Source organism: Mesorhizobium sp. CA6, assembly GCF_020165035.1.
GTDB lineage: Bacteria > Pseudomonadota > Alphaproteobacteria > Rhizobiales > Rhizobiaceae > Mesorhizobium.
Genome location: NZ_JAIUHI010000014.1, coordinates 53,574 through 66,084, shown reverse-complemented (window position 1 = coordinate 66,084; position 12,511 = coordinate 53,574). Strand labels below are relative to the sequence as shown.

Genomic DNA, 12,511 nt, shown 5'->3' with positions numbered 1-12,511 from the left:
CCCGGCAGGAAGTGGTGGAATGGGTAACAGCGACAGGAAACCTAAGAAGAAGAAAGGCGGCGCCATTCTCGCGGTCAGGTCACGGCTTAGGCCGGTGGATATCTACTGTTATCTGAAAGCTCGCTTTGGCGAACCGAACGGTTTTCAAAACTTTCTGCGCAAGGATGACAGCGATAACTGGATACACTGGGACTACAGCCTCAAGGCCGGCGAGACCGACGTGTATATCTTGGGCATGTCGCGCGAGATTCATATCATGGTCGGCGAGGCGCTCACGCACCAGCAGTGGCGGGACCTGATTGTCGGTATTAGAACGGACTATGCGAGGATCGGTCCGCAGAAATCTGCCGTACTGCAGAGCCTGGAAAAATTCGTCGTCTTTCAGAATAAGTTTGTCAGTATCGCGGGCCTGTGCGCCGACTTGCACGCAGCTATTATCGATGCCCCGGCAAAGACGGCTTTTCCAGAAAGATCGCCAGGTGCCAAATCGCGGCTGAAAACTTTGGAAAAAGCCATGCAAGGAGTATCCACACGTGCGAACGACCTCTTCGGGAACTGTCTAAAGCTTCACCTTCTGATGCCGGTTATGGCCGAGGCCTTCATCAATATGGTGATCCTCATGTTCACCCGCGATGAAATCCGGAATGCCCCTGAAGCCTATCAGGCCTTCATCCGGGCTAAGATTCCCGACCGCCTCGCGCTGCTCAGCCAGCATTGCGATGGCTTTGCACGCGATATCGACAAGAGCACCAATGCCTATGCGCATTTCATGCGAGTCATCGATAAGAGAAATTTCGCATTGCACGGTAATGTCGATCCTATCCGCGAGCAGATCGAGGTGGTCTATTTCGACGGCAGACGCCCGCTCTTCAATATGCCAGGAAACCATGTCGAAAGGTTCTTCGAGCATCTCGAAGCGATTCATCGACCCGAAGAGATCGTGTCCGATTACGAAGCCGTCCACGCATTTCTGTGGGAAATTACGGAATGCCTGAAGCCTCGCACGCAGACGTTCTTCAAGCAAGTCATTGGGGATGCATACCCCGGGTTCGAAGTCCATAAGAAGCGGGCTACTCGCATCCTGCCCGACCATGTGATGATGGGTATGTTGCCAAGTGTGCTCTACGACGACGACCTCGTTGTTAAGTGGTGAGTGAGTCGATTCTTTGGCCCAATAGCTCTAGCCCACATAAGAATTGGCGCGACATGACAAACATGGAATTGGGAAACCCAGGGCGACCAAAGGCGCGTTCTCTCGAAAATATATTCGACGACTTGCGTGTTCTCGCGCAGAGCCCCGGGACATTGCATGATATTTCCGCCATCATGTATCGCGACTGGATCGTTGCTATTGATTTGCGAGAAGCTAAAGTTGCCGACGATCCAGAAAAGCGCTGGTCTACCACCAAGCTAAACAGCAATGAGTTCATGCTCTTGCTCGGGCTGATGGTTCAGTCCGCGTCGGATTGCACTTACTCCATCGTCAATACTGACATCGATTTTGCAGACAAAGCTGACAGACTTCTCAGGGAATTCCACGACCGGCTCACATTGGATTCGATGCCGGATTTCAGTGATCCTGGAAAGATCGAAAGGGCTCTGGGCGCCGCGGCTCGGGAAGCCATTTATTACGGTGCTGACAGCTTCTTTCTCCATCAGCTAGAGCGTTTTGCCCGAGACCGATATCGCGATGATTTTGAATGGCTGATCCGCAATGCTGGGCTTTCAGCGCGTCCAATGGTCGAAATTGCACGGTTCATCATGGAGCATACATCGCGGCAGATGTCAGCGATCAACGCGAGGAAGGAGGATGGAACGGTTCCGACCAAGGCAGATTTAACGGACAGCCTCTTGATCGCCAAAGCCGAGCTGATCAAGAAATTCGGTGCCAGCAAGGCGAAGGCCTTCATGGCCAAGTTCGCAACCCCTGTCACAAACGCAAATGCCAACTTCACGTCTGCGTTTGTTGTGAATCAAGCCAATCTTGCGCCGCTGATCGATATTGGGGAGCATCTCTATGCACCAAACGCATACAGGCTGGCTGAGAGCGTCTACGAGAGCCCGACCTATTGGATGATAGCCGACAAGACATATGTCGACATAGCAGCCAAGCATCGAGGTGCCTTTCTGGAGAAAGCAGCTGCTGACCTCTTTCGATCGGTATTCGGCACGGCGAATGTGTATGAGAACGTCACGATCCAGCCAAGCAAAAAGAAGACAGCCGGCGAAGCCGACGCGCTCATAGTTTACGGCGAGTTCGTGATCGTCGTGCAGGCGAAATCCAAGCGTGTGACGTTAACGGCAAGAGCGGGTGATGAAGAGGCATTAAACAAGGATTTCGAAGGCGCCATTCAAGCCCCATACCGCCAAGCCTACGAGTTTGCCGAGCTAGTCCAGGCCGGAGCGGAATGCAAAACGAAAGACGGCAAAGCACTGACGTTCCCACCAACGGTGCGGGTGTTCCCTGCCGTCATATTGAGCGACGCTTTTCCTGCTGCGACGTTTCTCTCAAACATCATGCTGAAGAGAAGCGACAGGATCGCGCCCGTCATTTGGGACCTAGGCGTTCTCGATTGTGTGGCGCGCATGCTGCCAACGCCCATCGAGTTTCTTTACTACCTTAAGTGCCGCTCGGACGTTTTTGATAAGATGCATTCGGATAGTGAATACAATTTTCTCGGCTATCATTTGAAATACAAACTGGCGATGGATCCTGAATATGACTTCATGCATCTTGAGAAGGATTTTGCCGAAATCGTCGAGGATTTTATGATGCCGCGGGACGTCGGGGTGAAGACGGTTCGCCCAGTTAGCATCCTTGAGCGGTTGGACATTCCGGTTATCTCCGAATTGTTCAAGAGCCTGAAGACGGCACCCCCCGAACTGGCATCGGTAGTCATCGACCTCTACGATTTTTCCTATGGCTCGCTGACGGACTTATCTAAAACCGTGCTGGCAATCCGAGAAGAAGTTGCGGCGGGCAAGGAGATGAAATCGTTCTCGATTCTAACAGAAACAGGCGGTCTTACCTACTTGGCTTGCCGGACTCTGAACGACAAAATATGGCTGGCCGCTGAGGCAATCGGCCAAAAACACAAGTACGATTCGAAGCGAGATCGATGGTACGTCATCGTGGACGACATCAGCACATCAGCGCCTGTCGATGCGGCCCTCCCGCTGGTGGAGAAGTGGCATGAGGATGCTGATCTAGCCGAAAACTCCCGCAAGGTAGACGAACTATTCAAGACCAAATGGCAGCCACGTGCCATTCTCCCTAGGCATCAGAAGAATGGGCCGAAGTTGACATGACTTGGCATTCATTTGGGGATTGAATGACACGGGAGGGGTGCACGGAGAACCCCAATTGAAGGTTGGCGGCCCGGTTTTCCAGACCGATGAGGTTGGCCGCGATCGCTTGATATTGCCTGCAGTTCGCCTGAACGACGGATCGCTCAGGCCGCCCAAGCGGTAGGCTGCCGGCGATTTTCTTCAAGTCGTCGAGGATCGAAGCAATATGCGGCCAGGGAAAGTCTGTTGGATCATCGATATCGCGATCTGCGCCAGCGATGATTTCGAGCTTGGCGACGATGCCAAGAAGCGACCGCGCCTGTATGTGGGGAAGTTTGTCCTGAAGCTTTAAAACCGCCGTTGTGGCCTCGACCTCCGCTTGGCAAGCGATCGAATAGCCGACTTTCTCATCGATCGCTTTTGGGTCTGCAGCGCCGAGAACGCGCCTCTCTAGGCGCTGTTGAAGTCGGCAAAGGACATGCGAGACATGCTGCGCCCGCGCCCAATCTCGCAGCAGTTGAATTGCAGGGTCTGCATCCGGCAACCGGTCCAACGCGTTGGCAGTCTTGCCATTCGTGACGGGAGGCATAGTCGTGCTATGGTCGGAATCAGCCATGATCCGAGCTCCGCAAAGCCTAGGCGTGGTCAGACCGTTGGAGGCGGACGCACCACTTCCAACTGTCGTTTCCTAAAACAAGCATATTTGCGCTTTTTGCGCAACAGGGCATTTGAACAATGAAGGTAAGTGCGGCCCAAGTTCGCGCGGCCCGTGGGCTCCTCGACATTTCTCAGCAGGAACTGGCGGATTTATCCAAGGTGAGTTTGAGGACGATCGTGCAATTCGAACGTGGTTCGAAACCCGCATCTGAATCAATCCTCCAAGCGCTGAAGCTGTCACTCGAAGCTGCCGGAATAGAATTCATTCCAGAGAATGGTGGCGGCCCGGGCGTGCGCTTGTCACGCAATCACTGATCTTCTGTTCGCCATGCGACGGGATTTTCGATCCATTGATTTACGTCTGATTCCCGCCAACCCGCACCGTTGACGCTGATCTTGATCTGAGCCGGGAATGTGCCTTCGGCGATTTTGCGGTACATCGTTGAGCGGGACAGGCCGGTCCGCGCCAGGACGGTTCTAAGGCGAATGATACGATCCGGTTCAGGCATGACTGCGTTGCCTTCGCTGAGAGCATTTGGCACCTGTTGGAACCAAACAGGACAACCCAAGGCTCGCAGGCAATCAGATTTGTCATCTGATCGATTTGGGGCGTCGGAACGGCGGCAAATCGGATGTTTAGATTCCTATGCCACGCCCGCTGCCAATGCCGTGGTTGAACGCGAGTTCCACACCCAGACGGCGGCCGGATTCGACTTGGATGCCGAGCACCTTCTTGTGATTGGCGAGTAGCGATTCCAGTTGGGGATCGCGTTCAAGGCTCTTGGCCATATCGGACATGGCCGCACGCGTTGACTTGTAGCCGGACATGTCGCCGGCCTGATATTGCTGCTGTGCCGTCCGATCGAGTCTTTGCCAACGTTCCATGAACAGGTCGGCGCGGCGGCCGGGATTGATGTCCATCCCGGTGCGGATTTCCGTCTCAAGCTGGAGAGCAAGCACGATGCGGTTGACGCGGCCGGCACCCGCCTCGCGGACAAGTTCGGGATTTTTCACATATGCCGCTTCGGCATCGCGCCAGCCATGCGGCCGCACCTTCTCGAAAGCGCTACGCGCATCTCTCAATTCGCGCATCTGCTCGGGACTGCCCTGCCCGTCTGCATTTCCAGTACTGAGGATCGCGTCGAGCGCACGCGCGTGCCGAACAAGCGCCTTCGTGCGAGCGCTGCGCAATGCCGCTTCCGCGTCCACCGGCACATTCACGTCGGGCGGCACGCCTGTGGCGAGATTTCCTCCGCCGGGCGTCCGGCCTGCATCTCCGATCCGCGCGCCAACACTTTGCCTTGCCGGCCCAGGTCCACGTTCCTGCATCGGCTCGCCGTCTTCGGGAGAGCGCAACCCGTCCAGCAGCCCGCCAATCCTGTCACGCAGCTTCTCCGGAACGATCCGGCGCACGATTTCGACCACACGCTGTCGAAAGGTGATCCCGCGTCGCTCGGCATAGGTCTGCGCCGGGTCGACCTGGTCGTAATCCGACGCCATGTCCTTGGCGCGATCGCGTGAGAGCGTGCGGACGAGCCGGTCTCGTGTCGCGAAGTCGTCGCTGCCGTAGTGCAGTTCCATCCCGTCGCGATGCCGCGACAGGGCAACGTAGCTGCCATGGGCATCCATGCCCGGCGTTGCCAGCACATGGGTCCGGTCGACGGTCATGCCCTGAGCCTTGTGGATGGTCGCGGCATAGCCGTGGTCGATGTGGGCATAGTCTTTCAGGTCGAAGCGCACCGACCTGCCGTCGTCAGTGCGAGCCGTCATGCTCTGCGTGCTGACCTCTTCGATCACACCGAGCGTGCCGTTCTTGACGCCGAGCGACCGCTCGTTCCGCAAGAACATCACCCGGTCGCCACTGGCAAAGTTTCTCGCGCCGCGTTCCACACCCACGTGAACATCGTCGCCGAGATCTCCAGCAACGCGCATGCGCTCGCGCGCTGCCTTGTTGAGCGCGCGCACTTCGTCGTTTGTGTGAGTGAGGATGATGCGGCTTGCCTCTGGGTCTGCCTGCCTGTCGCGATCCCAGCGTTCGACCAGATCACTGCGGGCCTCATCGCGCGAGGCAGCCCGGTGCACCATTCCTCTGTCGTCATAAGCGCCGATCGCAGCGCCGATCCTGCCGGTCGCCAGATCGCGCGTGGCGTCACGCTGCCACTCCTCGCGCTGCCGGCGCACTTGACCGATTTCGACGCCGCCATGGCGCTCATGAATCGAACGGAATGCGGCGCCCGCCTCGATCGCCTGCAACTGCCGCGGATCGCCGACCAGCACGACTTTTGCGCCAACGTCCGAGGCGTGGGAGAGCACGCGCTCCAACTGGCGCGTGCCGACCATGCCTGCCTCGTCGATCACCAGGATATCACGCGCTTTGAGCAGATCGCGGCCCTGTCCCCAGCTGTGTTCCATGCTGGCGATGGTTCTCGACGAGATGCCCGAACCGCTTGTGAGATTCTCGGCCGCAATGCCGGAAAGTGCCGCGCCTCGGACCTCATAGCCGGCGGCTGCCCATGCCTGGCGCGCAACACCCAGCATGGCGCTCTTGCCGGTACCGGCAAAACCGACAACGATACCAAGACCGCGGTCATCTGTGATGTGATCCAGTGCATCGGTCTGCTCGTCAGAGAGAACAAGGCTACGATGCTTGGCATCCGCCAACGCCGTCGCACGATCCCGGTCACTCACAGCATGCTGCCGCTCGCCGGCCATGCGTTCTGCCGCGCGATGCAGGCGCTGTTCCGTTTCGATCATTTGCCGGGTGGTGAAGCGATCGGCACCGCGTCCGTCCTTGCCGAGTTCGACCAGATCGGGTGCGTTGCCGATGGCTGCCGCCACCGTGTTGAACTGCTCCATCCCTTCGCTGTGTCGGTGCGAGAACTTCGCAATGTCTTTTCGGGTGAAGGTCGATTGCTGATGCGTGATGGCATCCAGCGCCACGGATGGATCGGCAATAATGCGATCGCCATTGTTGCGCGCGATCTGGCGGTGCAGTTCGGCGCGATCCGCTTCAATGCCGGCAGCGTCAAGGCCACCGCCCTCGATGCGTTGCGCCGGTGCACCAATCTGGGTTTGCGGCTCAAGGGCAATGCCCTGGGCTTCCAGACTGCGATGGTCGATGCGGGCGTCTATGTCGAGTTCGGCAAGCCGCTCATTGGCAAGCTCGGCCCATCGCTCGCGCCAGCGCTCGACCAGCTCAGTGCTGTTCCAGTCGCGGACTTTCGGACCAAAGCCGTTCTCGTCCACCGACCGCATGGTCAGCATGACATGAGCATGAGGTTTTGGACTGCCATCCTCTGCCCTGTCCCAATGCACATTGAGATCGGCGACCATGCCCCGGCTGACAAACTCGGCCTGCACGAAGTCGCGCGCCAGTCCGATGCCTTGCGCGTGGCTTAGTTCGCGTGGAAGGGCAAACTCCACCTCGCGGGCAAGCTGCGCATCCTTCCTCACCTCGAAAGCCTCGACGTCGTTCCACAGCCGTTCGCGGTCGCTCCAGGCGCCCAGTGCATTCTCTGGCAAGATCACCTCGGAATGGACGACACCGCGCTTAGCCGAAAAGTCATGGCTGCGTTCGATGCGCTCGTCGCGCAGCCGCGAGGCCGAGCGGTAGGCGGCCGACGCCACGGCACTTGAGCCAGCTTTGCGGCCAATGACCTTGACGTGAAGATGATAGATCGCCATCGCGACCAGATCATTTGCACGGCAAAGCGAACGTCGGCACGACGTATAAGCGCGCCCTCCCTCGAAAAAATCTGGGGAGCGACCAGCCCGTCCCGGGCTGTCTCGGCAACCCTGAAGCCTTCAGGCAAGTGCTCGTCTATCATCGCCGCATTGACGTCAGATGGAGACGGCCATGCGTAAACCACGGGATTTCGACGCGGAACTGAAGGCACTGGAAGAAAAGGCGCGGGAACTCAAAACGCGAAAAGTGCAGCAACTCGGCGAACTGGTCATCTCGACCGGAGCCGATGCGCTCACCGCCGATGAACTGGCGGGCGCATTGGTCGCCATCGCCGAGGCGAAGGATGCCGGAAAAAGGGAGGCATGGGCGAAGCGCGGGGCCGCTTTCTTTCAAGGGCGGGCGCGGCGATCTGGGTCAGCGCTTAACCGCGACAACGGCAGCGCTCAAAGGCAACCGGGCGGCGCGCAGTCGCCATCAGGCGGCGCGGGCGCGGCATGACATGCGCATATGGCAGGTCGAGCGCCGCAAGCGCACGCGCCATCTGATCGAACTCGGCGGTCTCGTCATCAAGGCCGGGATCGTCGACCTGACCGGCGATGATCGTGCCACCATCTATGGCGCGCTGCTCTGGATGGCCGACAAGCTCAAAAGCCATCAAGGGGCACAGGCGCGGGCGCTCTGGGCAGCAAAGGGAAAGCAGGCGTTCGAGAATGAATGAAGTACATCAGCATCGCCAAATGACAGGGCCCGTTTGGCCGCCATTGAGACAGGCGGGCGCAAGGTCCTCGAACAGACGTGGGGCTCCTTATCGACCATTGAGCGACCCGCAACGGCAGATACCGATGTCTTGGTACTCGTCCACCAATGTCCAACAATAACTCTGGATCAGCGTTTCGCGTTGCCCGTCTGCCTAAAGCTTGCTCAGGCCCTCGCCGTTCAGCTGACGCACAGCTTCCATGACAACCCCGTGAAAGTCGTGCGACTCCCTCGCTGGGCCGGCAAAGCTGGCGCCTACCAGTTGGGCCATCAGTACGCGCAACACGGGACCCGATATCCATGCCGACAAGAATCGATGCTAGTGAAGCGCGCCGGTGGTTTGCCGAAGACCTGCGTGTCTCGTCACCTGTCTTGCACAATCCTGCGGTCATCGAGGCCTTCGCAAAGGTTCCGCGCGAACATTACCTTGGCAACGGGCATGGCGTATCCATTCGCGATTGCAAATCGGAGCGAGCCATACCAGCCCTTCAGCCGCACTTCATAAGATTTACCATGACGTTCTGGTCTCGCTTGACGAAAGACGCGGACTAACAGCGGCTTGCCGTCGCTTTGGGCCTTGGTTTTCGACCATCTGAACACCGCTCCTGGCCAGACCGTGCTTCAGGTGGGCGCCGGTGCCGGCTATTTCACCGCCATCCTCGCTGAGCTGACGGATTCTGGAGGACGCGTGATCGCCTATGAGATCGACGAAGAATTCGCGCGGCGCGCGCAAGCAATCTTGCTCATTATGCCCAGGTCGAAGTGGTATCCGGTGATGCACCGCAGGCGGTTGATCTGCCGGACCTCGATGTCGTTATCGCCTTTGCCGGAGTAACGCACGTGCCGGAACGGTGACTTTCGAACTTGTCCGACGCTGGCCGGATGGCGCTGCCGTTCACGGGTCAAAACCAAGGAGGTTTCATGATGCTTCTGGAAAGGGCTGGCGATAAGTTCCCTGTACGATCACTTGTGCCATGCGGGTTTTACCCCTGCAGCGGAGCCGGGCGCAGTGAGGAAGAAAAGGTCGCGCTCAAGGCTGCGCGAGGCAAGGTCACCCGTCTCGCGTAATATCACCTAGGGCGACCAGCAAATGGCATCGAGAACGCTTGGCTGGTGACCGACATATACTGGTTTCGAAAGCCTAGCGATCGATATCAATCTCGCGTGTCGCCGTTGCAGCGTGCGACACGGCTTTCGACGAGCGATCTATGCCGTCGGGAGCAGTCCGAAGCATCACTATTGCGTCCTGAATTTCCCCGATCCGGGCGTGGGGATTGCGGCCGCGGTCCTGGCCGGCTGCAGCGTAGGCTGCCTCTTGTCCGACGACTGACCAGACCCGTCCCGTACAGCACCATCCGCCGAGACGTCTCCGACCAGCGACGCAAGTTCGGTCTCGTCGAGCGTCTCGGTCTCGAGCAGCCTGCGTGCCGCCCTTTCCAGCACGTCGCGCCGCTCGGTGAGGAGGCCGACGGTTCGTTCGAACGCGGCCGCCACAATGTCGCGTACTTCCGTGTCGATGGCGTCGGCGGCGGCTTCGCCGTAATCGTGCTCGCGCGGTCCGCCGGCGAGCGGGTTAGGGCTCAGGAAGGAGCGCGGGTCCTTTTCCAGCGCCACGTGCCCGAGTTTTGCCGACATGCCGTAACGCGTCACCATGGCGCGCGCTATGTCGGTTACCTTGGCAAGGTCATCGGCGGCTCCGGTGGACAAATGGCCGAATACGATCCATTCGGCCGCCCTGCCGCCGAGCAGCACCGCCATCTTGTTGTCCAGCTCCTCACGCGTCATCAGGAAGCGGTCCTCGGTCGGACGCTGGATAGTATAGCCGAGCGCGCCGACGCCGCGTGGTATGATCGACACCTTGTGCACCGGGTCGACGCCAGGCAGCGCCATGGCTACCAGCGCATGACCCATTTCATGATAGGCGACGATCTCGCGCTCCTTCGGGTTCAGGAGCCGATTGCGTTTCTCCAGTCCCGCGACGATGCGTTCCACCGCATTGTTGAAATCGTCCATCGTTACCGCATCCGCCTTGCGGCGCGTGGCGAGCAACGTCGCCTCGTTCACAAGATTGGCCAGGTCAGCACCGGTGAACCCGGGCGTCAGCGCCGCCACTTTTTCCGCATCGACATCCCTCGCCAGCTTGGCCTTGCTCATGTGAACCTGCAGGATCTTTATGCGACCCTTCTTGTCGGGCCGGTCGACCAATACCTGGCGGTCGAAACGGCCGGCGCGCAGAAGTGCCGGGTCAAGGATTTCAGGACGGTTCGTCGCGGCCAGCAGCACGACGCCGATCTGCGGATCAAAACCGTCGAGTTCGACCAGAAGCTGGTTGAGCGTCTGCTCCTTTTCGTCGTGGCCGCCGACCGCGGTCCCGCGGGCGCGGCCAAGAGCGTCGAGCTCGTCGATGAATATGATGGCGGGAGCCTTGGATCGCGCCTGTTCGAAAAGATCGCGCACGCGCGCGGCCCCGACCCCTACGAACATCTCGACGAACTCCGAACCGGAGATCGAGAAGAACGGCACCTTGGCCTCGCCCGCGACGGCCTTGGCGAGGAGAGTCTTGCCGGTGCCTGGCGGTCCGACCAGCAGCACGCCTTTGGGCATGCGTCCTCCGAGGCGGCCGTATTCGCCCGGGTTCTTCAGAAAATCCACAATCTCTTGCAACTCGGCCTTGGCCTCGTCGACCCCCGCCACATCGTCGAACGTCACGCCGGTATTGGCTTCGACATAGATTCTGGCCTTGCTCCTGCCAATTTGCATCAAACCGCCGACGCCGCCGTCCATGCGTCTTAGAAGCAGCATCCACAGGCCAAAGAAGACGAGCACCGGCACAACCCAGGAAAGCAGGTCGCTCAGGAAGGTGCTTTCGACCTGGCCAGTCACAGTGACACCGTGTTCCTGCAGGTCACGGGCGAGGTCCGGCTCGACGCGTGTAGTGATAAACAGCGGCCTGCCGTTTTGCGGCTCCTTGAAGCGGCCCTGGATAAAGCGGTCCGAAACCTGCACCTCAGCGATCTTGCCGGCATTCAGAAGGGTCTCGAACTGGCTGTACGGTATCTGGGCGACGTGTTGCGTCGTGGCATAGATGTACTGGACGACCATCACGCCCACGAACGCCGCAATCCAGTACCAGATATTGAACTGCGTCTTTCTGTTGCTCATGTCCATGGCGGCCTCCACAGGGGAACGGATATAGGTCGCCCAGTCCGCGCGGCATCGGTGTAGGCCAGGTCCGGGGCAAAAAAGTGGGAGGCCCCAGACCGGCCGGCGACAATGGGTCTGTCACTGTCCTTTCCTATGCGGCATGCCCAGCGCACCTGTCATGCCGTTTTCCTCCGCCGGATAGACCCCCTTCAAAACGTCGTTGAAATGATGGCTGACGGCCGCATTGCACTCGCAGGCAAGCGAGCGCAGCCCTTCTGGACTGCGTACAGCAAGCCGGGAGCGCCGGGTTTCGATGACGCCGCGCTGCCTCAGGTCTCGAATGACCCGGCTCAGATAGGAGCGGCCGACCCCCAGCATTGTAGCAAGCTGTTCCTGCGTCACCGCAAGGTTTTCGGCTCCCGTCCGTTCTGTCACGGCCAACAGCCATCTTGCCGCGCGCTGTTCGATCGAATGCGCTGCGCTGCAGGCGACGGATTGGAATACCTGCGCCATCAGGCAATCAGCGTAGCGGGCAAACAGGTGACGCAATGTCAAGGAACGCAATTTGGCTTCTTCGAGATGTTGCAGGTCGATCCTGAAGAATGAATCGCCAAGTTGAACTTCGGCCCGCGCATACGCTGGAAGTCTGCCTTGGCTGACGATGCCGCCGACCGCTCCTTCACGTCCGATGAGCGCAGTCTCGATCGCTCGCCCGTCGCTCAACACGACGCGGTAGGAGACCAGGGCCGATCCGCAAGGGAAATAGGCGTAACGGACTGCATCGCCTGGCTCGTGCAGCAAAGTCCCGGCAGGCGCCGACCATTGTTCGAGCCTCGGTTGCAGGATCTCCCAGTCGTCGGCTCTGAGGGCCCGAAGCAGGTTGTTTCCGATCGGGTCTGATCGCTTTCGAGGGTTCTCCATCGCACTCCTCCGTTTCAAATGGCGGCGTTTACAACGACCGGCGCGAAGAAATGTTCACAA

At 59.1% G+C, this 12,511-nt stretch carries 11 protein-coding genes; 6 read left to right on the top strand and 5 right to left on the bottom strand.

The genetic code is table 11. The annotated features are described in order from the left end of the window. Window positions 1–19: 19 nt before the first annotated feature. Together LB526_RS21100 and LB526_RS21095 are read left to right on the top strand one after the other, a co-directional pair. Window positions 20–1,153, top strand: a complete 1,134-nt coding sequence (locus LB526_RS21100) for a hypothetical protein (protein WP_224546574.1) — start codon at window positions 20–22, stop codon at window positions 1,151–1,153. A gap of 53 nt (window positions 1,154–1,206) precedes the next feature. After that, window positions 1,207–3,309 carry a nuclease-related domain-containing protein gene (locus tag LB526_RS21095; RefSeq protein WP_224585957.1) on the top strand — a complete coding sequence of 701 codons (2,103 nt, stop codon included), beginning with the start codon at window positions 1,207–1,209 and terminating at the stop codon, window positions 3,307–3,309. Here LB526_RS21095 and LB526_RS21090 read toward each other — a convergent pair. Next, on the bottom strand, window positions 3,275–3,904 hold the full coding sequence (locus tag LB526_RS21090) for a hypothetical protein (RefSeq protein ID WP_224546559.1): 630 nt from the start codon (window positions 3,902–3,904) through the stop codon (window positions 3,275–3,277). The genes LB526_RS21095 and LB526_RS21090 overlap by 35 nt on opposite strands. A gap of 119 nt (window positions 3,905–4,023) precedes the next feature. Here LB526_RS21090 and LB526_RS21085 point away from each other — a divergent pair, with 119 nt between their 5' ends. Beyond that, on the top strand, window positions 4,024–4,260 hold the full coding sequence (locus tag LB526_RS21085; protein WP_224525795.1) for a helix-turn-helix domain-containing protein: 237 nt from the start codon (window positions 4,024–4,026) through the stop codon (window positions 4,258–4,260). On the opposite strand, the gene LB526_RS21080 is transcribed toward LB526_RS21085, so the two are convergent. Both LB526_RS21080 and traA read right to left on the bottom strand, forming a co-directional pair. Continuing rightward, entirely contained in the window at window positions 4,254–4,454 is a 201-nt protein-coding gene (locus tag LB526_RS21080) for a helix-turn-helix transcriptional regulator (RefSeq protein WP_224525796.1), read from the bottom strand. The genes LB526_RS21085 and LB526_RS21080 overlap by 7 nt on opposite strands. A 127-nt stretch (window positions 4,455–4,581) precedes the next feature. Beyond that, window positions 4,582–7,629 carry a Ti-type conjugative transfer relaxase TraA gene (gene traA, locus LB526_RS21075; protein WP_224629606.1) on the bottom strand — a complete coding sequence of 1,016 codons (3,048 nt, stop codon included), beginning with the start codon at window positions 7,627–7,629 and terminating at the stop codon, window positions 4,582–4,584. Window positions 7,630–7,801: 172 nt separating this feature from the next. On the opposite strand from traA, the gene LB526_RS21070 reads away from it, so the two are divergent. The 3 genes from LB526_RS21070 (at window position 7,802) to LB526_RS21060 (ending at window position 9,221) form a co-directional block, all read left to right on the top strand. Next, the gene (locus LB526_RS21070) at window positions 7,802–8,128 is read left to right on the top strand and encodes a conjugal transfer protein TraD (RefSeq protein ID WP_224546657.1); all 327 of its coding nucleotides are present in this window, start codon (window positions 7,802–7,804) and stop codon (window positions 8,126–8,128) included. A gap of 1 nt (window position 8,129) precedes the next feature. Beyond that, window positions 8,130–8,348: a conjugal transfer protein TraD gene (locus LB526_RS21065; RefSeq protein ID WP_224546555.1), complete on the top strand. Its 219-nt coding sequence runs from the start codon at window positions 8,130–8,132 to the stop codon at window positions 8,346–8,348. 597 nt (window positions 8,349–8,945) lie between these two features. After that, on the top strand, window positions 8,946–9,221 hold the full coding sequence (locus tag LB526_RS21060) for an rRNA adenine N-6-methyltransferase family protein (RefSeq protein WP_224546553.1): 276 nt from the start codon (window positions 8,946–8,948) through the stop codon (window positions 9,219–9,221). Window positions 9,222–9,622: 401 nt separating this feature from the next. Here the strand turns inward: LB526_RS21060 and ftsH are convergent, their stop codons facing one another. Both ftsH and LB526_RS21050 read right to left on the bottom strand, forming a co-directional pair. Further along, on the bottom strand, window positions 9,623–11,554 hold the full coding sequence (gene ftsH, locus LB526_RS21055) for an ATP-dependent zinc metalloprotease FtsH (protein WP_224546551.1): 1,932 nt from the start codon (window positions 11,552–11,554) through the stop codon (window positions 9,623–9,625). A 114-nt stretch (window positions 11,555–11,668) separates the two neighbouring features. Beyond that, window positions 11,669–12,451, bottom strand: coding sequence for a Crp/Fnr family transcriptional regulator (locus LB526_RS21050; RefSeq protein ID WP_140715342.1), 783 nt, complete (start codon window positions 12,449–12,451; stop codon window positions 11,669–11,671). Between the last annotated feature and the right edge of the window lie 60 nt (window positions 12,452–12,511).

Bases quoted from the DNA above. Each gene is read 5' to 3' on its own strand.
- LB526_RS21100 (WP_224546574.1), top strand. From the start codon at position 20: ATGGGTAACAGCGACAGGAAACCTAAGAAGAAGAAAGGCGGCGCCATT.
- LB526_RS21095 (WP_224585957.1), top strand. From the start codon at position 1,207: ATGACAAACATGGAATTGGGAAACCCAGGGCGACCAAAGGCGCGTTCT.
- LB526_RS21090 (WP_224546559.1), bottom strand. From the start codon at position 3,904: ATGGCTGATTCCGACCATAGCACGACTATGCCTCCCGTCACGAATGGC.
- LB526_RS21085 (WP_224525795.1), top strand. From the start codon at position 4,024: ATGAAGGTAAGTGCGGCCCAAGTTCGCGCGGCCCGTGGGCTCCTCGAC.
- LB526_RS21080 (WP_224525796.1), bottom strand. From the start codon at position 4,454: ATGCCTGAACCGGATCGTATCATTCGCCTTAGAACCGTCCTGGCGCGG.
- traA (WP_224629606.1), bottom strand. From the start codon at position 7,629: ATGGCGATCTATCATCTTCACGTCAAGGTCATTGGCCGCAAAGCTGGC.
- LB526_RS21070 (WP_224546657.1), top strand. From the start codon at position 7,802: ATGCGTAAACCACGGGATTTCGACGCGGAACTGAAGGCACTGGAAGAA.
- LB526_RS21065 (WP_224546555.1), top strand. From the start codon at position 8,130: ATGCGCATATGGCAGGTCGAGCGCCGCAAGCGCACGCGCCATCTGATC.
- ftsH (WP_224546551.1), bottom strand. From the start codon at position 11,554: ATGGACATGAGCAACAGAAAGACGCAGTTCAATATCTGGTACTGGATT.
- LB526_RS21050 (WP_140715342.1), bottom strand. From the start codon at position 12,451: ATGGAGAACCCTCGAAAGCGATCAGACCCGATCGGAAACAACCTGCTT.